General features: G+C 74.6%; 21 protein-coding genes, 1 pseudogene and 1 riboswitch. Of the genes and pseudogenes, 15 read left to right on the top strand and 7 right to left on the bottom strand.

Translation table 11 applies throughout. The features are described from left to right. The 3 genes from MY526_RS25200 to MY526_RS25190 form a co-directional block, all read right to left on the bottom strand. The coding region (locus MY526_RS25200; RefSeq protein WP_436705328.1) for a PRC-barrel domain-containing protein at positions 1-616 on the bottom strand (616 nt) is incomplete at its 3' end. Between the two features lie 94 nt (positions 617-710). Continuing rightward, the gene (cobT, locus tag MY526_RS25195) at positions 711-1,832 is read right to left on the bottom strand and encodes a nicotinate-nucleotide--dimethylbenzimidazole phosphoribosyltransferase (RefSeq protein WP_436695195.1); all 1,122 of its coding nucleotides are present in this window, start codon (positions 1,830-1,832) and stop codon (positions 711-713) included. 49 nt (positions 1,833-1,881) lie between these two features. Continuing rightward, the gene (locus MY526_RS25190; RefSeq protein ID WP_436695194.1) at positions 1,882-2,052 is read right to left on the bottom strand and encodes a hypothetical protein; all 171 of its coding nucleotides are present in this window, start codon (positions 2,050-2,052) and stop codon (positions 1,882-1,884) included. 198 nt (positions 2,053-2,250) lie between these two features. Between MY526_RS25190 and MY526_RS25185 the strand changes: the two genes are divergently transcribed. The 3 genes from MY526_RS25185 to MY526_RS25175 all read left to right on the top strand — a co-directional run bounded on the left by MY526_RS25185 (position 2,251) and on the right by MY526_RS25175 (position 4,596). Further along, positions 2,251-3,204 (top strand): intradiol ring-cleavage dioxygenase, encoded by a 954-nt coding sequence (locus MY526_RS25185; RefSeq protein WP_436695193.1) that lies wholly within the window; start codon positions 2,251-2,253, stop codon positions 3,202-3,204. A gap of 89 nt (positions 3,205-3,293) precedes the next feature. After that, entirely contained in the window at positions 3,294-4,229 is a 936-nt protein-coding gene (locus MY526_RS25180; RefSeq protein ID WP_436705327.1) for an oxygenase MpaB family protein, read from the top strand. 13 nt (positions 4,230-4,242) lie between these two features. Next, complete coding sequence (locus MY526_RS25175; protein ID WP_436705326.1) at positions 4,243-4,596, top strand: thioredoxin family protein; 354 nt, start codon at positions 4,243-4,245, stop codon at positions 4,594-4,596. 14 nt (positions 4,597-4,610) lie between these two features. Here MY526_RS25175 and MY526_RS25170 read toward each other — a convergent pair whose 3' ends face one another. Continuing rightward, positions 4,611-6,065: a helix-turn-helix domain-containing protein gene (locus MY526_RS25170; RefSeq protein ID WP_436705325.1), complete on the bottom strand. Its 1,455-nt coding sequence runs from the start codon at positions 6,063-6,065 to the stop codon at positions 4,611-4,613. Between the two features lie 204 nt (positions 6,066-6,269). Here MY526_RS25170 and MY526_RS25165 point away from each other — a divergent pair, with 204 nt between their 5' ends. The 4 genes from MY526_RS25165 to MY526_RS25150 all read left to right on the top strand — a co-directional run bounded on the left by MY526_RS25165 (position 6,270) and on the right by MY526_RS25150 (position 9,526). Then, entirely contained in the window at positions 6,270-7,328 is a 1,059-nt protein-coding gene (locus tag MY526_RS25165; RefSeq protein WP_436695189.1) for an amidohydrolase family protein, read from the top strand. Beyond that, complete coding sequence (locus tag MY526_RS25160; protein ID WP_436695188.1) at positions 7,325-8,092, top strand: metal-sulfur cluster assembly factor; 768 nt, start codon at positions 7,325-7,327, stop codon at positions 8,090-8,092. The genes MY526_RS25165 and MY526_RS25160 overlap by 4 nt, the downstream gene beginning before the upstream one ends. Then, the gene (locus tag MY526_RS25155; protein ID WP_436695187.1) at positions 8,089-9,114 is read left to right on the top strand and encodes an NAD(P)-dependent alcohol dehydrogenase; all 1,026 of its coding nucleotides are present in this window, start codon (positions 8,089-8,091) and stop codon (positions 9,112-9,114) included. The genes MY526_RS25160 and MY526_RS25155 overlap by 4 nt, the downstream gene beginning before the upstream one ends. An 82-nt stretch (positions 9,115-9,196) precedes the next feature. Continuing rightward, positions 9,197-9,526 (top strand): putative quinol monooxygenase, encoded by a 330-nt coding sequence (locus tag MY526_RS25150; RefSeq protein WP_436695186.1) that lies wholly within the window; start codon positions 9,197-9,199, stop codon positions 9,524-9,526. Positions 9,527-9,537: 11 nt separating this feature from the next. Here MY526_RS25150 and MY526_RS25145 read toward each other — a convergent pair whose 3' ends face one another. The 3 genes and pseudogenes from MY526_RS25145 to MY526_RS25135 all read right to left on the bottom strand — a co-directional run. Beyond that, a complete protein-coding gene (locus MY526_RS25145) occupies positions 9,538-10,335 on the bottom strand; it encodes an SDR family NAD(P)-dependent oxidoreductase (RefSeq protein WP_436695185.1) in 798 nt (265 codons plus the stop codon). Next, positions 10,299-10,979 (bottom strand): LysR substrate-binding domain-containing protein, encoded by a 681-nt coding sequence (locus MY526_RS25140; protein ID WP_436705329.1) that lies wholly within the window; start codon positions 10,977-10,979, stop codon positions 10,299-10,301. Before MY526_RS25140 ends, MY526_RS25145 begins: the two co-directional genes overlap by 37 nt. 138 nt (positions 10,980-11,117) lie before the next feature. Next, positions 11,118-11,242, bottom strand: a pseudogene (locus tag MY526_RS25135) (LysR family transcriptional regulator); the annotation flags it as partial. Positions 11,243-11,380: 138 nt separating this feature from the next. On the opposite strand from MY526_RS25135, the gene MY526_RS25130 reads away from it, so the two are divergent. The 8 genes from MY526_RS25130 (at position 11,381) to MY526_RS25095 (ending at position 20,735) form a co-directional block, all read left to right on the top strand. Then, complete coding sequence (locus MY526_RS25130; RefSeq protein WP_436705324.1) at positions 11,381-12,025, top strand: GntR family transcriptional regulator; 645 nt, start codon at positions 11,381-11,383, stop codon at positions 12,023-12,025. 103 nt (positions 12,026-12,128) lie between these two features. Next, positions 12,129-12,839 (top strand): 4-carboxy-4-hydroxy-2-oxoadipate aldolase/oxaloacetate decarboxylase, encoded by a 711-nt coding sequence (locus MY526_RS25125; protein ID WP_436695183.1) that lies wholly within the window; start codon positions 12,129-12,131, stop codon positions 12,837-12,839. Further along, positions 12,832-13,944, top strand: a complete 1,113-nt coding sequence (locus MY526_RS25120; protein ID WP_436695182.1) for a 4-oxalomesaconate tautomerase — start codon at positions 12,832-12,834, stop codon at positions 13,942-13,944. Before MY526_RS25125 ends, MY526_RS25120 begins: the two co-directional genes overlap by 8 nt. Further along, entirely contained in the window at positions 13,941-14,717 is a 777-nt protein-coding gene (locus MY526_RS25115; protein ID WP_436695181.1) for a DUF1932 domain-containing protein, read from the top strand. Before MY526_RS25120 ends, MY526_RS25115 begins: the two co-directional genes overlap by 4 nt. 53 nt (positions 14,718-14,770) lie before the next feature. Further along, positions 14,771-15,790 (top strand): amidohydrolase family protein, encoded by a 1,020-nt coding sequence (locus MY526_RS25110; protein WP_436695180.1) that lies wholly within the window; start codon positions 14,771-14,773, stop codon positions 15,788-15,790. 192 nt (positions 15,791-15,982) lie between these two features. Further along, a complete protein-coding gene (locus MY526_RS25105; protein WP_436695179.1) occupies positions 15,983-16,930 on the top strand; it encodes a VOC family protein in 948 nt (315 codons plus the stop codon). A gap of 69 nt (positions 16,931-16,999) precedes the next feature. After that, positions 17,000-17,215: riboswitch (cobalamin riboswitch) on the top strand. Between the two features lie 119 nt (positions 17,216-17,334). Then, positions 17,335-19,707: a ribonucleoside-diphosphate reductase subunit alpha gene (locus MY526_RS25100; protein ID WP_436695178.1), complete on the top strand. Its 2,373-nt coding sequence runs from the start codon at positions 17,335-17,337 to the stop codon at positions 19,705-19,707. Then, a complete protein-coding gene (locus MY526_RS25095) occupies positions 19,704-20,735 on the top strand; it encodes a ribonucleotide-diphosphate reductase subunit beta (protein WP_436705323.1) in 1,032 nt (343 codons plus the stop codon). The genes MY526_RS25100 and MY526_RS25095 overlap by 4 nt, the downstream gene beginning before the upstream one ends. Positions 20,736-20,810 lie beyond the last annotated feature (75 nt).

Genomic DNA, 20,810 nt, shown 5'->3' with positions numbered 1-20,810 from the left:
CCGCGACGGCGGCGAGGGCGCGTGCGGCGGCGCGTTCCGCGGGGGTCGCCGGACGCCGCAGCGCCCGCCGGCGGCTCTGCCTGCGCCTGGACGCTGCCGCGAGGAGGACCGCGCCGAGGGCGGCGAGGGCCCCGAGGGCGAGAGCCGGCCGGCGGCCGCGTCCCCCCGACGCGCGCTCACCCGGCTCCGCGCCGGTGGCGGGCTCGGCCGGAACCGCTCCGTGCCCGGCGGCCGTGCCGGAGGAGCCACCGACGGCGGAGGGCGCCGGCTCCCCGGCCGGCAGCAGGCTCTCCGATGCCTCCCGCGAGTACTCGATCCCGTAGTGGCTGTAGAGGGTCGCCTCCTGGGCCTCGGACAGCCGGCCGGTGTCGGTCGTCTCCGGCGCGGACTCCACCTCGGACCGGCGCACCGTCACGCGGACCCGGGTGCCGCGCTCCTCCGCGTCCACCAGGGGCACGATCGCCGGCGTCCCGCCGACCTCGACGGCAATCCACTCCGGGAGCCCGGTGGCCTCGTCGGCGAACACGGCGGCGCAGGCGCCGATCTCCGTGCCGTCGCGGTCCACGACCGTCCGGCCGACCCACTGTGCTGCGACGTCTCGATCGGGCAGGCCCATCGCCACCTCCAGGTGGGTCCCCCGGGTGTCGTCGTCCGCCCGGCCCCGGGTCCCGTACCCGGGCCGCCGGAACCGGACACCCGGTCCTCGGCGGTCAGCCCGGCTTCCCGGTGACCCCGGCCGAGTCGAAGGTCGCCACGTCCCGCAGCGCCCGCGCCGCGCTCGCGACCAGCGGCAGCGCCAGGAGTGCGCCGGTGCCCTCGCCCAGACGCAGGTCCAGCCCCAGCAGCGGCCGCAGCCCCAGCGCCCGCAGGGCCGGGGCGTGCCCGGCCTCGGCCGACGTGTGCCCGGCCAGCACGTGGGCCACCGCGTCCGGGCACAGCGCCGCGGCCACCAGCGCGGCCGACCCGGCGATCACGCCGTCCAGCAGCACCGGTGTGCGGGCCGCCGCGCCGCCCAGCACGAACCCGGCCAGCGCGGCGTGCTCCAGGCCGCCCACCTCGGCCAGCGCGGCCAGCGCCGCCCCGGGCGTCCCCGGCCGTCCGGGCAGCCGTGCCACCGCGCGGGCGACGACGTCCACCTTGCGGGCGAGGGTCGGGTCGTCGACGCCGGTGCCGCGGCCGGTCGCCGCGGAGGGCGCGGCACCGGTGAACGCGCACACCAGGGCGGCGGACGCCGTCGTGTTGGCGATCCCCATGTCCCCGGTGACCAGGCAGCGGCTGCCGCCGGCGACGAGCGTGGTCGCCACCTCGATGCCGATCTCGACCGCGCGACGGGCCTCCTCCAGCGTCATCGCCGGACCGGCGGAGAGGTCGGCGGTGCCCGGCCGCACCTTCCGGTCGAGGAGCCCGGCCGTCGGCGGCAGCGGCGCGGCGACCCCCACGTCGACCACCACGACCTCGGCGCCCACCTGCGCGGCGAACGCGTTGGCCACCGCGCCGCCGGCGGCGAGGTTGGCCACCATCTGCGCGGTCACCTCCTGCGGCCACGGGGTGACGCCGCGGGCGTGGACGCCGTGGTCGCCGGCGAAGACCGCGACCGTCGCCGGGAGGGGCAGGGGTGGTGGGCAGGCGCCCGCGGTGCCGGCCAGCTGCGCGGCGACGTCCTCCAGCACGCCGAGGGAGCCCGGCGGCTTGGTCATCCGCTCCAGCCGGTCGCGGGCGGCGCCCTCGGCGGCCGGGTCGCGCGGCCGCACGGCGGCGATCGTCTCGCCCAGGAGGGTGCCGCGGAACGGGGAGGGGTCGGTGCGCGGTCCACCCGCCGGAGGAGCGTCCATCCTGGTCATCGTGCCAACGGCCATGTGCGGCGGACGTCGCCGGGTGGGGTCAGAGCCCGAGTCGCTCCAGCTTCACGGCGATGCGCAGCCGAGCGGCGGCGATCCGGGCGCTGTCCTCCGCGTCCCTGTGGGCGAGTGCGTCGGCGGCGCGCTGCAGCTCCGCCGGAGTCGCGGGCGGATCGCTCTCGATCCAGCGCAGGATCTGGTCCAGCTCGGCCATCCGGTCCCCTCGGTCGGTCTGTGAACGCTCACAAGCGTCCCGGTCCGGCGGCCTCGCGCCGAGGGACCAAAGTCCGGGGTGCCGGGAGTCACACGGCCGGGACCCCGTGCACAGCCGACGTCCAGGTGTCCTCCAGTCGTTCGACCGGGAGGCCCGTCAGGGTGGGGCCCGCACACCGCGACGACGATCGGAGAACCCGTGCGAGAGCACCGCGAGGCGACGTACGAGGGGCGGCCCCTGCCCCGGCCGGAGGACGAGGTGGTGGACCAGGGGCTCGGCTTCGACGTCGGCACGCTGCTGACGCGGCGGCGGCTGCTGGCCGTCCTGGGTCTCGGCGCCGCGGGCGCGGGGCTGGCCGCCTGCGGCGGGAGCTCGGGGAGCTCGACCTCGACGGCGACGTCGAGCAGTGCCGCGGCGTCGGGGGAGATCCCCGACGAGACGGCCGGTCCCTATCCGGGCGACGGCTCCAACGGGCCGGACGTGCTCGAGCAGAGCGGCATCGTCCGCAGCGACATCCGGTCGAGCTTCGGAACGGGGAGCGGCACCGCCGAGGGCGTGCCCATGACCCTCGAGCTGACCCTGACCGACCTCGCGAACGGCGGCACCCCGTTCGAGGGCGTGGCCGTCTACGTCTGGCACTGCGACCGCGAGGGGCGCTACTCGCTCTACTCGGAAGGCGTCGAGAACGAGAACTACCTGCGCGGCGTGCAGGTCGCCGACGCCGACGGCCGCGTCCGGTTCACCAGCGTCTTCCCGGCCTGCTACACCGGGCGCTGGCCGCACATCCACTTCGAGGTCTACCCCGACCAGGCCGGCATCACCGACGCCGCCAACGCCATCGCCACGTCGCAGGTGGCCCTGCCGCAGGACGTCTGCGACCGGGTCTTCGCCGAGGCGGGCTACGAGGCCTCGGTGCGCAACCTGGCCCAGCTGAGCCTCGACAGCGACAACGTCTTCGGGGACGACGGCGGCGCCGCCCAGCTCGCCACGGTGACCGGCGACGTCGCGGGCGGCTACACCGTCACCCTCGCCGTCGGGGTCGACACCGGCACGACCCCGACCGGCGGGCAGCTGTCCGGCGACGGCGCACCGTCCGGCGCTCCCGGCGGTGGCGGCCCCGGTGGTCCGCCGCCCGGGAGCCCGCCGAACTGATCGTCCGCGGCGACGTCCCGGGCGGCGGCGCGGCCGCCCGAGGCCGGTGGCGGGAGGCGCAGCCCTCGAAGGGCTGGCACGGTGGAGCCGTGCCCGCCGTGCCCGCCGTCACCGCACTGCCCGAGGCCGTGCGGTCGAGGTTCCGCGCCCGGGTATCCGGCGACCCGAGCGGCGTGCCGGACTGGGTCCGCGACATCGCGCGGGTCGGCGAGGGGCCGGGCTGGTTCGAGCCGGACGGCGTGGTGTGGTGGGTCCACGGCGACCTCGCCACGCTGGTGGGTGGGGTGACCGCGCTGCTCGGCCAGGCGGCGCACCCGCTGGCCCTGGCCGGCGTCCGGCAGCACTCCGCCTACCTGGCCGACCCCTGGGCCCGGCTGGCCGGGACCGCCCGCTGGCTGGTGGTGACCACGTTCGGGTCGGCGGAGCTGGCCGAGCGGGAGGCCGCCCGTGTGCGCGCCCGGCACGCCGTCGTCCGGGGGACCGACGCGGCCGGGCGGCCGTACTCCGCCGCCGACCCGACACTGCTGCGGTGGGTGCACCTGGCGTTCACCGACGCCTTCCTCGCCGCGCAGCAGGCCGTCGGACGGCCGCCCCGGGCACGCTTCGGGCGGCGCTGGGCCGACACCTACGTGGCCGAGTGGGCCCGCAGCGCCCGCGCGCTCGGCGCCGGCGACCTCCCGGCGACCGAGGCCGAGCTGGCCGCGGCGCTCGCGGAGTACCGGCCGGCCCTCGAGCCGGTGCCCGGCGAGCTGCGGGCCTTCCTCACCGCGCCCCCGGGTCTCGGACCGGCGGAGCAGGTCTTCTACCGCGGGCTGGCCGGGGCCGCGGAGTTGCTGGTGTCCCCGGTCGTGGCGGCCTCGGCCGGGGTCCCGGGCCGGGGCCGCGGCGTCGTCCGGCTGCCGGTGACCCGCGCGCAGCTGCGCGCGCTGCAGCTGGTGCTCGGGCCCCGCAGCCCGTCGGAGGAGGCGGCGCGCTGGCGGCTCGGGCTCGGACCTGCGCCGGCGTGGGCGCGGGCGGCGTCGTGAGGGCGGGCGCGACGTGACCACGGTGGCGCTGTCGGAACGGGACTTCGCGGCGACGGTCGCCTCCGGCATCGTGCTGGTCGACTTCCGCGCCGCCTGGTACGGCCCGAGCCGGGGGTTCGCGCCGGTGTTCGCCGCGGCCGCCGAGCGCCATCCCGACCTGGTCTTCGCCACCGTCGACGCCGAGGCCGAGCCGGCCCTCACCACGGCCGTCGGTGTGAGAGCGGTGCCCACGCTGATGGTCTACCGGGACGGCGTCCTGGTCTTCGCCGAGCCCGGCTCGCTGCCCGCCGACTCCGTCGAGCTGCTGATCGCCACCGTCCGGTCGCTGGACATGGCGGCGGTCCGGGAGCAGTTCCCGCCGACCTGACCGGCCGGCGGCGGTCAGCGCGGCACGGTGATCCGGTACTGCGCGATCTTGCGGTAGAGCGTGGCGCGGCCGATGCCCAGCTCCTCGGCGGCCCGGGTCAGCGTCGTGCCCGGCTCGGTGAGCACGCGCACGATCTCGTCCCGCTCCAGCCGCTCCAGCCGGGTGAGCGCGCGGCCGCCGCCGTCGAGCACCTCGGGGGCGAGGTGGTGCAGGTCCACGACGTCCGCCCGCGCCACCGCCTCCCGGACCACCCGGCGCAGCTGCCGGACGTTCCCGGGCCAGGCGCACCCGGTCAGCGCGCGGGCGGCGCGCGGGGTGAAGGCCACGGGGCGACGCCGCTCGGCGTGCGCGAGGAGGTGCGCCAGCGGCAGCACGTCCTCGGCCCGCTGCCGCAGCGGCGGCACCTCCACCACGGCGTCCACCAGCGGGGCCAGCTGCTCCGGGACCCCGGTGAAGTCCGGCGCGGTCAGCGCGACCGGCGGCGGCCCGCCACCGGCGCGGTGCACCTGGCTCAGGATCGCGGCGAGCTCCCCGGCGGCCCACGCCGGCAGGTCCTCGACGCCGGAGACGACGACGCAGACGTCGGGCGCGCGCAGCTCCGGCGTCCACAGCTCCAGCCACGGTGCGACGTCGGCGGCCTCGGGGGCCCGCGCGTGCAGGATCCGCGTGCGGGGCGAGAGCCGGCGCCGCACCAGGGCGGCCAGCGTGGACCGGCCGGCCCCGGCCTCCCCGACGACCGCGAGCAGCCGCCCCGCGGCGGTCGCGGCCTCGGCGGTGGCGACCGCGGCCCGCCAGCCGGCGGACACGCACGGGTCACCCACCTCCGGGAGGAGGTGCTCCCCGACGACGTGGACGAGCTCCCCGCGCGGGGCCGGCCGGACCACCCGCCCGGTCGACCGGACCAGCATGAGCGCGCTGGTCGCGTCCGCCGCCGCCTGGGCCAGCGCGAGGAGCAGCTCGGAGGAGGAGTCCGACCAGGTGGTGAGGTTGATGCTGCCGGCGAGCTCGCCGGTCACCTGGTCGAGGACCGGCGCCGCCGCGCAGGTGAACCCGCGCAGCTCCGTGCAGTAGTGGTCGGCGGCCCGGACGAGCGAGGGGGCGCGGTCGGCCAGGGACAGCCCGAGGCCGTTGGTCCCGGCGTTGCGCTCGGCGTAGGAGAAGCCCGGCGCGAGGTGCACCCGGTCCAGCGAGCGGCGGATGCCGGGGTCGCTGCACAGGCGGGCCAGGACCAGGCCGTCGCGGTCGGCGACCATCAGGCTCACCGGCTCGCCCGGGATCGTCGACTGCAGCCCGGTGAGCACCTGGGTGGCGCAGGCGTGCAGCAGCGAACCGGTGTCCAGGGAGCCGGTGAAGACCGGCGAGACCGCGTCGGGCGAAACGCCGTACTGCTCGCTGCGCCGCCAGGAGGCGCGCAACCGCGGAGCCGCCGACGGCGCCACCGCCAGGAGGTCGGCCGGGTCAGCGTCCACGGGGCCTCCCGAGCCGTGCGGTGGGCGCCGCCCCCGCGCGGGCGGCCCGGCCCAATGTACGTGCGGTGTGGGCCGCGCCACACGCTCGAGCTCCGCCGACGACGTTCCAAAGTGAGACACCGGCCCGCTTCTCGCGGCCTCCCCGGCTGCCTAGCGTCGCCGGTACAGCGTGACCGCTGTCACAGCCGAGCAGGGAGGCCGCAGGTGTACAGCAAGGACGGCGAGGACTACTTCATCGTCGACGCCCACATCGCCCTGTGGGACGCGCGACCGGAGAACCAGCGGAACGTGCACGGCAAGCAGTTCATCGACTGCTTCTACGACTACCACCGCAACCTCAGCCCCGAGTCCGAGGTGTGGTCCTACGAGGAGTACCTGTACCAGGGCGGCGAGCGGCTGATGCGCGACGTCTTCGTCGACGGGATCGTCGACCACGCCGTCTTCCAGCCGGCCCGGCTCGCCGAGTTCTACCACCGGGGGTTCGGCCAGACCGACGAGGCGTCGGCGCTGGCCGCGCAGCACCCGGACAAGCTGACGTACAACCACTACTGGGATCCGCGCGACGGCGAGAACGGGCTGGACCAGCTGCGCGCCGACGCCGAGCGCTTCGGCCTCAAGGGCGTGAAGCTCTACACCGCCGACTGGCACGGCGAGTCCCGTGGCTGGAAGCTGACCGACCCGATGGCCTACCGGTACTTCGAGGTCTGCCGCGAGGTGGGGATCACCAACATCCACATCCACAAGGGCCCGACGATCCGCCCGCTGGACCGCGACGCCTTCGACGTGGCCGACGTCGACCACGTGGCGACCGACTTCACCGACCTGACCTTCGTGGTGGAGCACTGCGGCCTGCCCCGGCTGGAGGACTTCTGCTGGATCGCCACCCAGGAGCCCAACGTGCACGCGGGGCTGGCCGTCGCGATGCCGTTCATCCACACCCGGCCGCGCTACTTCGCGCAGATCATCGGCGAGCTCCTGTACTGGGTGGGCGAGGACCGCATCCTGTTCTCCAGCGACTACGCGCTCTGGACGCCGAAGTGGCTGGTCGAGCGCTTCGTGGACTTCCAGATCCCGGAGGACCTCACCGAGTACGCGCCGCTCACCACCGCGACGAAGAAGAAGGTGCTCGGGCTCAACGCCGCACGGCTCTACGACCTCCCGGTGCCCGAGCGGCTGCGGCTGCCCGACGCCGGCGAGCCGGCCACCGGCCCGCGCGAGCCGGGCGCCGCCGACCTGGCGATGGCCGGCGGGGAGCGGCGGTGACCGCGGTCCTGCCGGACCTCGGCGCGGAGGTCCGGGCCGCGCTCGGCACCGTGGTCGACCCCGAGCTGGACGAGCCGATCACCGACCTCGGCTTCGTCCGCTCGGTCGACGTCGACGGCGCGGCCGTCGAGGTGCACCTGCGCCTGCCGACGTCGTTCTGCGCGCCCAACTTCGCCTGGCTCATGGCCTCGGACGCGCACGAGGCGGTGGCCGCCGTCCCCGGGGTGGCACGGGTCGTGGTGGCCCTCGACGACCACTCCGACTCCGGCCTCATCAACCGCGGCCTGGCCGCGGGCGCCGGCTACCGGGGCACGTTCGGCCACGAGGCCGAGGAGTCGCTCGACGAGCTCCGGGCGACCTTCGCCCGCAAGGCGCACACCGCGGCCATGGAGCGGGCGATCACCGGCCTGCTCCGCAGCGACCCGTCCCGCGCGGAGGCAGACGTCGCCGACCTCGTGCTCGGCGACCTGCCGACGGGAGCGCCGACGACGGTGGCGCTGCTGCGCCGCCGGGCCGCGCTCGGGCTGCCGGTGGACGCCGGTGCCCCGGTGCTCGTGGACGACGACGGGACCCGCCCGAGCCGGGAGCAGGCGCCGCTGCGGCTACGCCGGGCCCGCTCGGTGCGGATCTCCGTCGACGGCAACGCGCACTTCTGCCGCGGGCTGCTGGCCACCCGCTACCCGGGCGCGGAGGCCGACCAGGCGCCCCGCCCCGAGGACCGTCCCCTCATCCCCCTGAGCGTCGTGAAGGAGCCCACCCCATGAAGGCCGTCCGCGTCGTCGACTACCACCAGCCGCTGCAGATGGACGACGTCCCCGAGCCGGAGGTCACCGGCCCGCACGACGTCGTCGTGAAGATCGGCGGGGCCGGGGTCTGCCGCACCGACATCCATATCCTCGAGGGGCAGTGGGCCGAGAAGTCCGGCGTCGCGCTGCCGTACACGATCGGGCACGAGAACGCGGGGTGGGTGTCGGCCGTCGGCAGCGCCGTCACCAACGTCGCCGAGGGCGACAAGGTCATCCTGCACCCGCTGATGACCTGCGGGCTGTGCCGGGCCTGCCGGTCCGGCGACGACGTGCACTGCGAGAACTCCTCGTTCCCCGGCATCGACACCGACGGCGGGTACGCCGAGTACCTCCGGACGTCGGCGCGCAGCGTGGTCCGGATCGACGACGCGCTCGAGCCGGCCGACGTCGCCGCCCTGGCCGACGCCGGCCTCACCGCCTACCACGCGGTGGCCAAGGCGGCCCGGAAGCTGCGGGCCGGGGACCGCGTCGTGCTGATCGGCGCGGGCGGGCTCGGGCACATCGGCGTGCAGGTGATGGCCGCGCTCTCCCCGGCGCAGATCGTCGTCGTCGACCGCAACCCCGACGCGGTGAAGCTGGCGGTGGAGATCGGCGCGCACCACGGCGTCGTCGCCGACGGCGACCACGTCGAGGAGGTGCTCGAGCTGACCGGCGGGCACGGCGCCGAGCAGGTCGTCGACTTCGTGGGTGAGAACGGGACGACGGCCGAGGGCATCCGGATGACCCGGCGGGCCGGCGACTACCACGTGGTCGGATACGGCGAGAACGTCGACGTCCCGACCATCGACCTCATCTCCACCGAGATCAACATCATCGGCAACCTGGTCGGCTCCTACAACGACCTGGTCGAGCTGATGGCGCTGGCCGCCCAGCAGAAGGTCACCCTGCACACCGCGAAGTACCCGCTGGAGGACTTCCAGACGGCCATCGACGACCTCTCGGCCGGGCGGGTGCGCGGCCGCGCGATCCTCGTCCCCTGAGAAAGGACCCCTCTGCCCCCCACCGCTCGCGAGCTCGCGGCGGGGCCCTGCAGAGGGGCCGTCAGCTCGAGAGGAGTAGCTCTTGATCTTCATCACCGCCAAGTTCCGCGTCCGCCCGGAGGACGCCGACGCCTGGCCCGAGATCAGCCGCGCGTTCACCGAGGCGACCCGTGCCGAGCCGGGCTGCCTGTGGTTCGACTGGTCCCGCAGCGTGGCCGACCCGACCGAGTACGTGCTCGTCGAGGCGTTCCGGAACGACGACGCCGCGAGCGCGCACGTCACGTCGGCGCACTTCAAGGCCGCCCAGAGCGACCTGCCGGCGCACCTGGCCGAGACCCCGCGGATCGTCAACGTCACGGTGCCGCAGGACGACTGGTCCGAGCTCGGCGAGCTGCGGGTCGACCGGGGCTGAGCCGGCCGCGGTCAGTAGCGGATGGTGCCGCGCGTGCCGCCGCCCACGGTGATCGCGTCGCCGGTGATCCCGGCGCTGCGCGGCGAGGCCAGGAAGGTGACGACGTCGGCCACCTCGGCGGGGGTCACCAGCCGGCCGGTGCTGGTGCCCGCGGCCATCTCCCGCGCGATCTCCTCGGCCGGCCGGCCCTCCCGCGCCGCCTGCTCGGCGATCGCCTGCGCCCGGCGCTCGGTCACCGTGATCCCGGGGTGGACGACGGTGACGGTGATCCCGGCCGGGCCCAGCTCGTCGGCGAGGTTGGCGGTCATCGCGGCGACGGCGACGTTGCGCACCGACCCGACCAGCGAGCCGGTGCGGACCGCGTTGAGCCCGCTGACGTTGATGATCCGGCCCCACCCGGCGGCGACCATGTGGGGGGCGACCGCCCGCGCGCAGCGCAGGTAGCCGAGCACCTTCGTCTCGACCTCGATCCGCAGGTCGTCGTCGGTGAGCTCGCCCAGTGGCGGCACGGGTCCCGCCGAGGCCGGCCGCGCGGCGGCGTTGACCAGGATGTCCACGCCCCCGAGCGTGCCGGCGACGCGGTCCACCAGTGCCCGGACGGCGTCGTCGTCGCGGGTGTCGGCGGGGCAGGGGAGCACCGTCGTGCCGTGCCGGCGGACCCGCTCGACGGCCGCCGCGAGCGCCTCCTCGCCCCGGGCCACCAGCGCGACGTCCACCCCCTCCGCGGCGAGGCCGTCGGCGACGGCCAGGCCGATGCCGCGGCTGGCGCCGGTCACGATCGCGCGCCGTCCGGTGAGCTGCAGGTCCACGGGGTCTCCTCGGGGGGTCGGTGGTCGGGGGCGTCGAGCAGGGTGAGGAAGGCGCGGGCGCTGGGCGTCGACTGCTCGCGAGGGGGGTGGACGAGGCTGATCGGGTGCCGCGCGGCGGGGTCGTCCACGGCGAGGACGGCGACACCGGCCGCGCCCCCGGCCGCGGAGGCGGGCACCAGCGCGGCTCCGAAGCCGAGGCCGGCGAACCGGACGACGGCGTCGGAGGTGCCCAGCTCGAAGGCCACCGACCGCACGACGCCGGCCCGCTCGAAGGCCGCGTCCACCCGCAGCCGGAGCCCGGACTCGCCGCGCATCTCGATCAGCGGGCCGGCCTCGGCCAGGTCGGCGAGCGCCGTCCTCTCCCGCCCGGCGAGGGGGTGGTCGCGGGCCACGACGGCGACCAGGGGTTCCTCCGCCAGGAGCCGGTGGACGACGCCCGGAGGGACCTGGTCGGCGAACAGGCCGACGAACGCGACGTCGAGTTCCCCGGTGCGGACGAGGTCGGCCATGTGCCGGCTCCCGGTGTCCTCGACGGCGATCTCCACCTGCGGGTGGCGCCGGTGGAAGGCGGCCAGCGTGCGCTCGACGAGCGCGACGCCGCGCCCGGCGGTCCCCACCACGCCCAGCCGCAGCCGCCCCGTCACCGCTCCGGAGAAGGCGGCGAGCTCGGCGCGGGCGACCTCGGCGCCCCGCAGCAGCGCCCGGGCGTGGGGGAGGAGGAGCTCCCCGGCCGGTGCCACGCGCACCGAGCGGCTCGTGCGGTGGAAGAGCGTCACCGCCAGTTCGCGCTCCAGGCGGGCCACCTGGGCGCTCAACGCCGACTGGACGACTGGCAGCGGGCCGCGGCGCGGGTGAAGCTGCGCTCCTCGGCGACGGCCACCACGTACTCCAGTTGCCGCAGGTCCATTCCCGTCTCCGATCGCTGAGGCCGCACCGACCTGGCGACAGTGTGGTCGCGGCGGCCGTCGAGGGCTCATGCCGACATGATTGTTGACAATCGTGTCGACGAGTTTAGGGTGGCAGGTGGAGGTCACGGGAGGTCGCCATGGAGGTCGCAACGCACGGCCGGGACGCCGCCGAGGATCGGCTGCGCGCGGCGATCACGCGCGGGGAGATGCCCCCGGGGCACCGCATGGTCGAGGCCGATCTCGCCGAGGACCTCGGGGTCACCCGCAACGCCGTCCGGCTGGCGATCGACGCGCTCATCGCCGAGGGGCTCGTCGAGCGGATCCCGAACCGGGGTGCCCGGGTGCGCACCGTGTCCGTCGCGGAGGCGATCGAGATCGTCGAGTGCCGCATGGTGCTCGAGGGCCTGCTCGCGGCGAAGGCGGCCGAGCGCATCACCGATGCGGAGATCGACCGGCTGCGCACCCAGACCGACGCCATGGAGCGGGCGGTGGCCGACGGTGACCTGCTCGAGTACTCGGCGCTGGTCGCGCAGCTGCACGCGCTCATCCGCGACGCCGCCCGGCAGGCCACCGCCGGACGGCTGATCGAGCGCCTGCAGGCGCAGATCGTGCGCCACCAGTTCCAGCTGTCCCTGCGGCCGGGCCGCGCCCGGCTCTCCTCCACCGAACTGCACCGGGTCGTCGAGGCCATCGCGGCCCGCGACCCCCGCGCGGCCGAGGCGGCGGCGCGCAGCCACCTGCAGAGCGTCGTCGCCGCCCTCGCCGAGTCCACTGCCCACTGATCCGCCCCGAACCCCGAGGAGCGCCCGTGTCCCACCCCTCCACCCGTCGGCCGATGGCCGGCGCACCCGCAGCCGGCCGCGTCGAGTCCGCGGGGGTGCCGGCATGAGAACCGTCGTCGTCACCGATCCGCCGCGGGCGGACGCCGGCGAGGCCGAGACGCTGGGTGGCTACGGCGTCGCCACCGTGCACGAGGCGCTCGGCCGGGTGGGGTACCTCGGCCCGGAGTACCGGCCCGCGTGGCCGGGTGCCCGGATCGGTGGCACCGCCGTCACGGTCGTCTGCTGGCCCGGGGACAACCTGATGATCCACGTCGCGGTCGAGCAGTGCCGGCCGGGCGACGTCCTCGTGGTGGCCACGAACTCGCCGTCGACCGACGGGCTGTTCGGAGAGCTGTTCGCCACCGCGCTGGCGCACCGCGGGGTGCGGGGCGTGGTCCTGGCCAGCGGCGTGCGTGACGTCGCGGAGCTGCGCGAGATGGGCTTCCCGGCCTGGTCGCGGGCGGTCAGCGCGCAGGGGTCGGTCAAGGCGACCGCCGGCGCGGTCAACGTGCCCGTCGTCCTGGGCGGCCAGACGATCCACGCAGGCGACGTCGTGCTCGCCGACGACGACGGCGTGATGGTCGTGCCCCGGGCCCACGTCGGCCGGGCGCTGACCGCCTCGCAGGCCCGGCTCGACAAGGAGGCCGCCGCGCGCGCCGCCTTCCGGTCCGGCGAGCTGGGGCTCGACCGCTACGGCCTGCGGGAGCGGCTGCCCGAGTTCGGCATCGAGTACGTGACCTACGAGGAGTACCGCACTGAGGCCGGCGGTGAGTGACGCCTCCGGCTACGACGACGCCGGCGTCCGCTGCACGATGATGCGCGGCGGCACCTCGCGGGGCCTGTACGTCGAGCCGGGCGACCTGCCCGCGGACCCCGGGGCCCGCGACGACCTGCTGCTGCGGCTCATGGGCACGCCCGACCCGCGGCAGATCGACGGCCTCGGCGGCGGGACGTCGCTGACCAGCAAGGTCGCCGTCGTCGGGTCGTCGGAGCACCCGGGGGCCGACGTCGACTACCTTTTCCTGCAGCTGGGGGTGGACGAGGCCACCGTCAGTGATCGGCAGAACTGCGGCAACATCCTGGCCGGCGTCGGGCCGTTCGCGGTCGAGCGCGGTCTGGTGCCCGCCGGCGCGGACGAGACGACCGTCCGGATCCGGATGGTGAACTCCGACAGCATCGCCGTCGCCACGTTCCCCACGCCGGGCGGCCGGGTCGAGTACCGCGGCGACGTGGCGATCGCCGGGGTGCCGGGTACGGCCGCGCCCGTGGTGCTCGCCTTCACCGACACCGAGGGGTCCGCGACCGGGAGCCTGCTGCCGACCGGCCACGTGCGTGACTCCGTCGACGGCGTCGAGGTCACCTGCGTGGACAACGGCATGCCGGTGGTGCTGGCGACGGCCGAGTCCTTCGAGCTGACCGGCTACGAGTCGCACGAGCAGCTGGCCGCCGACAGCGCGCTGCTGGAGCGGGTGGACGCGCTGCGCACCAAGGCGGGACAGCTCATGGGCCTCGGGGACGTGGCCAGCTCGTCGGTGCCCAAGACCGTGCTGCTCGCCCCGGCCCGGGACGGCGGTCAGGTGTGCACCCGGTCGTTCATCCCGGTGCAGCCGCACACCTCGATCGGCGTCCTGGCCGCGGTGAGCGTGGTGACCGGCATGCTCCTGCCCGGGGCGGTCGGGCACGAGCTCACCGCCGCCTGGGCCGCCGACCGGTCGCAGGTCGACGTCGAGCACCCGACCGGTCACCTGCTGGTCGACGTCGTCGTCGACGCCGGCTCCTCGCCACCCCGGGCGGTCCGCTCCGGTGTGGTGCGGACCGCGCGCAAGCTGTTCGACGGCACGGCGTTCCCCCGGGCCGCCGTCGAGGGGAGCGCCCGGTGACCGCGCGCATCGCCCTCCTCGGGCTGGGTGAGGCCGGGTCGGAGATCGCCCGCGACCTCGTCGCGGCCGGCGCCGACGTCCGCGGCTACGACCCCGAGGGCATCGTGGTCGAGGGTGTGCAGCCCCGCGGCAGCGAGGCCGAGGCGGTCGCCGACGCCGACCTGGTGCTCAGCGTGAACAGCTCGCACGACGCCGGGACGGCGCTGGTCAACGCGCTGCCGGCGCTGCGCCCCGGCACCGTCTGGGCCGACCTGAACACCGCCTCCCCCGGGGTGAAGACGGCGCTGGTGGACCGGCTCGCCGGCCGCGACGTCCCCGTCGTCGACGTGGCGCTCATGTCGCCGGTGCCCGGCAAAGGGGTGCGCACCCCGATGCTGGTCTCCGGCGAGGGCGCGGACCGCTACGCCGAGGTCCTCGCCGGGTTCGGGGCCGAGGTCACGATCCAGCCCGGTCCGGCCGGGGAGGCGATCTCCCGCAAGCTGCTGCGCAGCGTCTTCTACAAGGGGCTGGCCGCCGCGGTCGTCGAGGCGCTGGCCGCGGCCGAGGCCGCCGGCTGTGCCGACTGGCTGCGGGACAACATCGGCGCGGAGCTGGCCGGCTTCGACGAGCGGACCATCGACCGGTTGGTGGACGGCACCCACCGGCACGCCCGGCGCCGCGCGGACGAGATGACCGCCGCCACCGACCAGCTCACCGAGCTCGGCGTGCCGCCACGGATCGCCGCCGCCGCCCGCGACCTGCTGGTCGACCTGCGCGACCGGCAGGACACCTGATCGCTGCGCCCGGACGGCGCCCGGACCACCGACCCGACGCGAGGAGAGACCGCATGATCATCGACTGCCACGGCCACTACACCACCGCCCCGGCGCCGCACACCGCCTGGCGCGAGGAGCAGAAGGCGGCGTTCGGCGCCGGCGAGCAGCCGCCGCCCTACCCGGAGATCTCCGACGACGAGATCCGCGAGACGATCGAGGGCAGTCAGCTGCGCCTGATGGCCGAGCGGGGCATCGACCTGACCGTCTTCTCGCCGCGCGCCTCGGCGATGGGCCACCACGTGGGCGACGAGGCCGTGAGCACCCGCTGGGCGCAGGTCAACAACGACCTCATCGCGCGAGTGGTGGCGCTCTACCCGGACTCCTTCATCGGCGTCTGCCAGCTCCCGCAGTCGCTCGACGTGCCCATCGCCTCGTCGGTGGCCGAGTTGCGGCGGTGCGTGGAGGAGCTCGGCTTCGTCGGGTGCAACCTCAACCCCGATCCGAGCGGTGGCCACTGGACGTCGGCCCCGCTGACCGACCGCAGCTGGTACCCGTTCTACGAGGCGATGGTCGAGCTCGACGTGCCGGCGATGGTGCACGTGTCCGCGGTGACCAACAAGAACTTCCACGCCACCGGGTCCCACTACCTCAACGCCGACACCACGGCGTTCATGCAGCTCGTGCAGGCCGACCTGTTCACGGACTTCCCCGAGCTGCGGCTGGTCATCCCGCACGGTGGCGGAGCGGTGCCCTACCACTGGGGCCGTTTCCGCGGGCTCGCCGACATGCTCGGCCGGCCCGCCGTCGAGGAGGCGGTGATGGGCAACGTCTTCTTCGACACCTGCGTCTACCACCAGCCGGGCATCGACCTGCTGTTCGACGTCATCGACATCGACAACATCCTGTTCGGCTCCGAGATGGTCGGCGCCGTCCGGGGGATCGACCCGCGGACCGGCCAGTACTTCGACGACACCCGGCGCTACGTGGAGGCGCTCGACCTGACGCCGGAGGACCGCGAGAAGGTGTTCGAGGGCAACGTCCGCCGGGTGTACCCGCGGCTCGACGCCGCGCTGACGGCCCGCAACCGGTGACCGGACCCTCCGGCAGGCGGTGTCCGGGCTGCCCCCGCCGGGGCCCGTCCATCACCGATCGCGATGCCTGGGGCCACATCATGGTGTTGGACCGATGAACCGGCTTCTCCGACGCTGGGCTGTGGAACGCGAGCCACGACCACGCTCGTCGTCCGGACCGCACGCACCCCCGGACCGTTGACTGGAGAGGTCATGCCCCCGCTGCACGAGATCGCCCATCTGGCCCATGTGGAGCTCCGCACGCCGGTGCTCGAGGAGAGCGTCGAGTTCTTCACCCGGTACCTCGGGATGACGGAGAACGGGTCGGCCGGCGACTCGGTCTTCCTCCGCGCGTGGGACGACTACGAGCAGGCCACCATCAAGCTCACGGCGCACACGACCTCCGGCGTCGGGCGCACGAACCTGCGCGCGGCCGGCCCCGAGGCGTTGCAGCGGCGGGTGGCCGAGATCGAGGCGACCGGGCGCGGGATCGGCTGGCAGGACGGCGACCCGGGCTACGGGCCGACCTACGTCTTCACCGACCCCGACGACCACGAGTTCGGTCTCTACTACGAGTCGGAGTGGTACAGCCCGCCGGAGGGGTTGAAGCCGTCGCTGAAGAACCAGGCCCAGGCCTACCCCTCCTACGGCGTGGCGGTGCGGCGGCTGGACCACATCAACTACCTCGGGGTCGAGCCGGTGGTGAACCGGGACTTCCTGCGCGACACCCTCGGTGCGCTGGTGACCGAGCAGATCGTGCTGGACGACGGCACCGTCGCCGGCAGCTGGACCACCTTCACCAACAAGACCTACGACGCCGTCTACACCCGCGACTGGACGCAGACCCCCGGCCGGCTGCACCACATCGCCTTCGCCGTCGACTCGCGGGACGGCATCCTGCGCGCCGCCGACATCGCCCTCGAGCAGGGCGTGCACATCGAGACCGGCCCGCACAAGCACGCCATCCAGCAGACCTTCTTCCTCTACGTCTGGGAGCCGGGCGGGAACCGGATCGAGCTGTGCAACGCCGGCGCGCGGGTGCTGCTGGCCCCCGACTGGCAGCCGGTGGACTGGACCGAGGCCGAGCGGGCCAAGGGGCAGGCGTGGGGGCTGACGACCATCGACACCTTCCACACCCACGGCACGCCGCCGGTCGGGTGACCGCCTCGGGCTCGTAGCGCGGGACACGCCGTCCACATGTGGTGGCGGGGACTTGTCGGATCCTCCACATATGGTGGTGGTGCAGCTGGTCCGGAACGCTCTCCTCGAGCGGACCGGGGCAAGAGGGAACCCGGTGCGAGTCCGGGACTGTCCCGCAGCGGTGAGTGGGAACGACCGCCGTCACAGGCACTGGGTGCGATCCACTTGGGAAGCGACGGCCAGTAGGAGCCGACGAGAGTCGGCGTGCCCGCGAGTCCGAAGACCTGCCAGCCGCACCGCGCACGCCCGTGCGCGGTCGTCCGGGACCCCGGGGATCGGGTCCGTCGGACAGCCCCGGCCGCGTCCGGCGCTGGCGGCCTCCCTCCTCGCCCGGACTCCGGAGCTCACGAGGAGCGAGCGAGCAGATGACCCTCACCGACCAGCCGGCCCAGGCCCCGGCCGCGACGCGCAGCACCATGCAGGTGCGCAAGCGCAGCGGCGACCTGGAGCCGGTCGACGTCAACAAGATCGTCCGAGCCGTCGAACGGTGGTGCGACGACCTCACCTGGGTCGACCCGCTGCGCGTGGCCACCCGCACCATCAGCGGCCTCTACGACGGCGCGACCAGCGCGGAGCTGGACCGGCTGTCCATCCGGACCGCCGCCGAGATGACCGGCGAGGAGCCCGAGTACTCCCGGCTGGCCGCCCGGCTGCTGGCCAACTACGTGCGCAAGGAGGTCGCCGGCCAGGGCATCGCCTCGTTCAGCCAGAGCATCGCGCTCGGGCACGCCGAGGGGCTGATCGGCGACGCGACGGCGGCCTTCGTCGCCAAGCACGCGCGCAAGCTGGACGACGCCGTCGACCCCGACGCCGACCGCCGCTTCGAGTACTTCGGGCTGCGCACCGTCGCCGACCGCTACCTGCTGCGGCACCCGGTCACCCGGCTGGTCGTCGAGACGCCGCAGTACTGGCTGCTCCGGGTGGCCTGCGGGCTGTCGCGGACGCCGGCCGAGGCGATCGGCTTCTACCGCCTGATGAGCTCGCTGGCCTACCTGCCGAGCTCGCCGACGCTGTTCAACTCCGGCACCCGGCACACCCAGATGAGCTCCTGCTATCTCGTCGACTCGCCCCGCGACGAGCTCGGCTCCATCTACGAGCGGTACGCCCAGATCGCGGCGCTGTCCAAGTTCGCCGGCGGCATCGGCGTCTCGTGGTCGCGGGTGCGCTCCCGCGGCGCGCTGATCCGCGGCACCAACGGCCGCTCCAACGGCATCGTGCCGTGGCTGCGCACGCTCAACGCCTCGGTGGCCGCGGTCAACCAGGGCGGCCGGCGCAAGGGCGCGGCCTGCGTCTACCTCGAGCCGTGGCACCCCGACGTCGAGGAGTTCCTCGAGCTGCGCGACAACACCGGCGAGGACGCCCGCCGCACCCACGACCTCAACCTGGCCAACTGGGTGCCCGACGAGTTCATGCGCCGGGTGGAGGCCGACGAGCCGTGGTCGCTGATCGACCCCGACGAGGTGCCCGAGCTGCCCGACCTGTGGGGCGAGGAGTTCGACCGCGCCTACCGCGCCGCCGAGGCCGCCGGCCGGTTCGTCCGCCAGGTGCCGGCCCGCGAGCTCTACGGCCGGATGATGCGCACCCTCGCCCAGACCGGGAACGGCTGGATGACGTTCAAGGACGCCGCCAACCGCACCTGCAACCAGACCGCCCGCCCGGGCAACGTCGTGCACCTGTCCAACCTGTGCACCGAGATCGTCGAGGTCTCCAGCGACGCGGAGACGGCGGTCTGCAACCTGGGCTCGGTCAACCTGGCCGCCCACCTGGAGCGCGCGGCCGACGGCGCCGCGACCGGCGTGGACTGGGCGCGGCTGCGCGCCACCGTCACCACCGCGGTCGGCTTCCTCGACCGGGTCATCGACATCAACTACTACCCGAGCGCGCAGGCCGCGGCGAGCAACCCGCGGTGGCGGCCCGTGGGGCTGGGCGTCATGGGGCTGCAGGACGTGTTCTTCGCCCTGAAGCTGCCGTTCGACGGCGCCGCGGCCCGCGAGCTGTCCACCCGGATCGCCGAGGAGGTGTACCTGACCGCGCTGGAGACCTCGGCCGCGCTGGCCGCCGAGCACGGCCCGCACCCGGCCTTCGCCGACACCCGGGCGGCCGACGGGGTGCTGCAGCCCGACCTCTGGGGCCCCGTCCCGACCCGGACCGGGCGGTGGGACCGGCTGCGGGCCGCCGTCGCCGAGCACGGCCTGCGCAACTCCTTGCTCGTCGCGATCGCGCCGACGGCGACCATCGCCTCGATCGCCGGCTGCTACGAGTGCATCGAGCCGCAGGTCTCCAACCTGTTCAAGCGGGAGACGCTGTCGGGTGAGTTCCTCCAGGTCAACGGCGCACTGGTGGCCGAGCTCAAGCGGCTCGGCGGCTGGACCGAGCAGACCCGCGAGGCGCTCAAGCGCGCCGAGGGCTCGGTGCAGGGGCTGACCGACCTGCCGGCGGAGACCCGGCAGCTGTTCCGGACGGCGTGGGAGCTGCCGCAGAAGGCGCTCATCGACCTGGCCGCCGCCCGGGCGCCGTACGTGGACCAGAGCCAGTCGCTCAACCTGTTCCTGGCCAGCCCGACCATCGGGAAGTTGTCCTCGATGTACCTCTACGCCTGGAAGTCCGGGCTCAAGAGCACCTACTACCTGCGCTCCCGCCCGGCCACGCGGATCCAGCAGGCGACGGTCGGGGTGCGGTCGGAGGCGGCGGTCGCCTGCTCCCTGGAGAACCCGGAGAGCTGCGAGGCCTGCCAGTGACCACCCCGCTCGCCCCCGAGGAGACCTCGATGCTGCTCGACCCGGGCATGGAGCTCACGCTCCGGCCGATGCGCTACCCGCACTTCTACGACCGCTTCCGCGACGCGATCAGGAACACCTGGACCGTCGAGGAGGTCGACCTGCACTCCGACCTGGCCGACCTCGCCCGGCTCACCCCGGCAGAGCGGCACCTGGTCGGCCGGCTGGTCGCGTTCTTCGCCACCGGCGACACGATCGTGGCGAACAACCTGGTGCTCAACCTCTACCAGCACGTCAACTCGCCCGAGGGCCGGCTGTACCTGTCGCGGCAGCTGTTCGAGGAGGCGGTGCACGTCCAGTTCTACCTGACGCTGCTGGACACCTACGTGCCCGACGAGGCCGAGCGGCACGAGGCCTTCGCCGCCGTCGAGAGCATCCCGTCGATCAAGCGCAAGGCCGACTTCTGCTTCCGCTGGATCGACTCCCTCGGCGAGCTCGACGAGCTGCGCACCCGCGACGACCGGCGGGCGTTCCTGCTCAACCTCATCTGCTTCGCGGCCTGCATCGAGGGGCTGTTCTTCTACGGCGCCTTCGCCTACGTCTACTTCCTGCGCTCCCGCGGCCTGCTCAACGGGCTGGCCAGCGGGACCAACTGGGTGTTCCGGGACGAGTCGATGCACATGGCCTTCGCCTTCGACGTCGTCGACACCGTCCGGCGGGAGGAGCCGGACCTGTGGGACGACGAGCTGGAGGCGCAGGTCGGCGCGATGCTGGCCGAGGCGGTCGAGTGCGAGTACCGGTTCGCCGAGGACCTGCTCGGCGGGGGAGTGCCCGGGATGAGCCTGCCGGACATGCGCGCCTACCTCGAGCACGTGGCCGACCGGCGGCTGGAGCTGCTGGGCATCCCGCCGCGTTACGGCTCGCGCAACCCGTTCGGCTTCATGGAGCTGCAGGACGTGCAGGAGCTGTCCAACTTCTTCGAGCGGCGGGTGTCGGCCTACCAGGTCGGCGTCGCGGGCACCGTGTCCTTCGACGACACCGATTTCTGAGCGCACCCCGAGGGGGCAGAAATGGCCATTTCTGCCCCTCGGGGCCGCCTGCGGTCAGGAGTCGATGTTGGCCAT

Origin of the sequence: Geodermatophilus sp. CPCC 205761, from assembly GCF_051383655.1 — a bacterium.
Taxonomy (GTDB): Bacteria; Actinomycetota; Actinomycetes; order Mycobacteriales; family Geodermatophilaceae; genus Geodermatophilus.
This window is presented reverse-complemented; position numbering and strand designations above follow the sequence as displayed.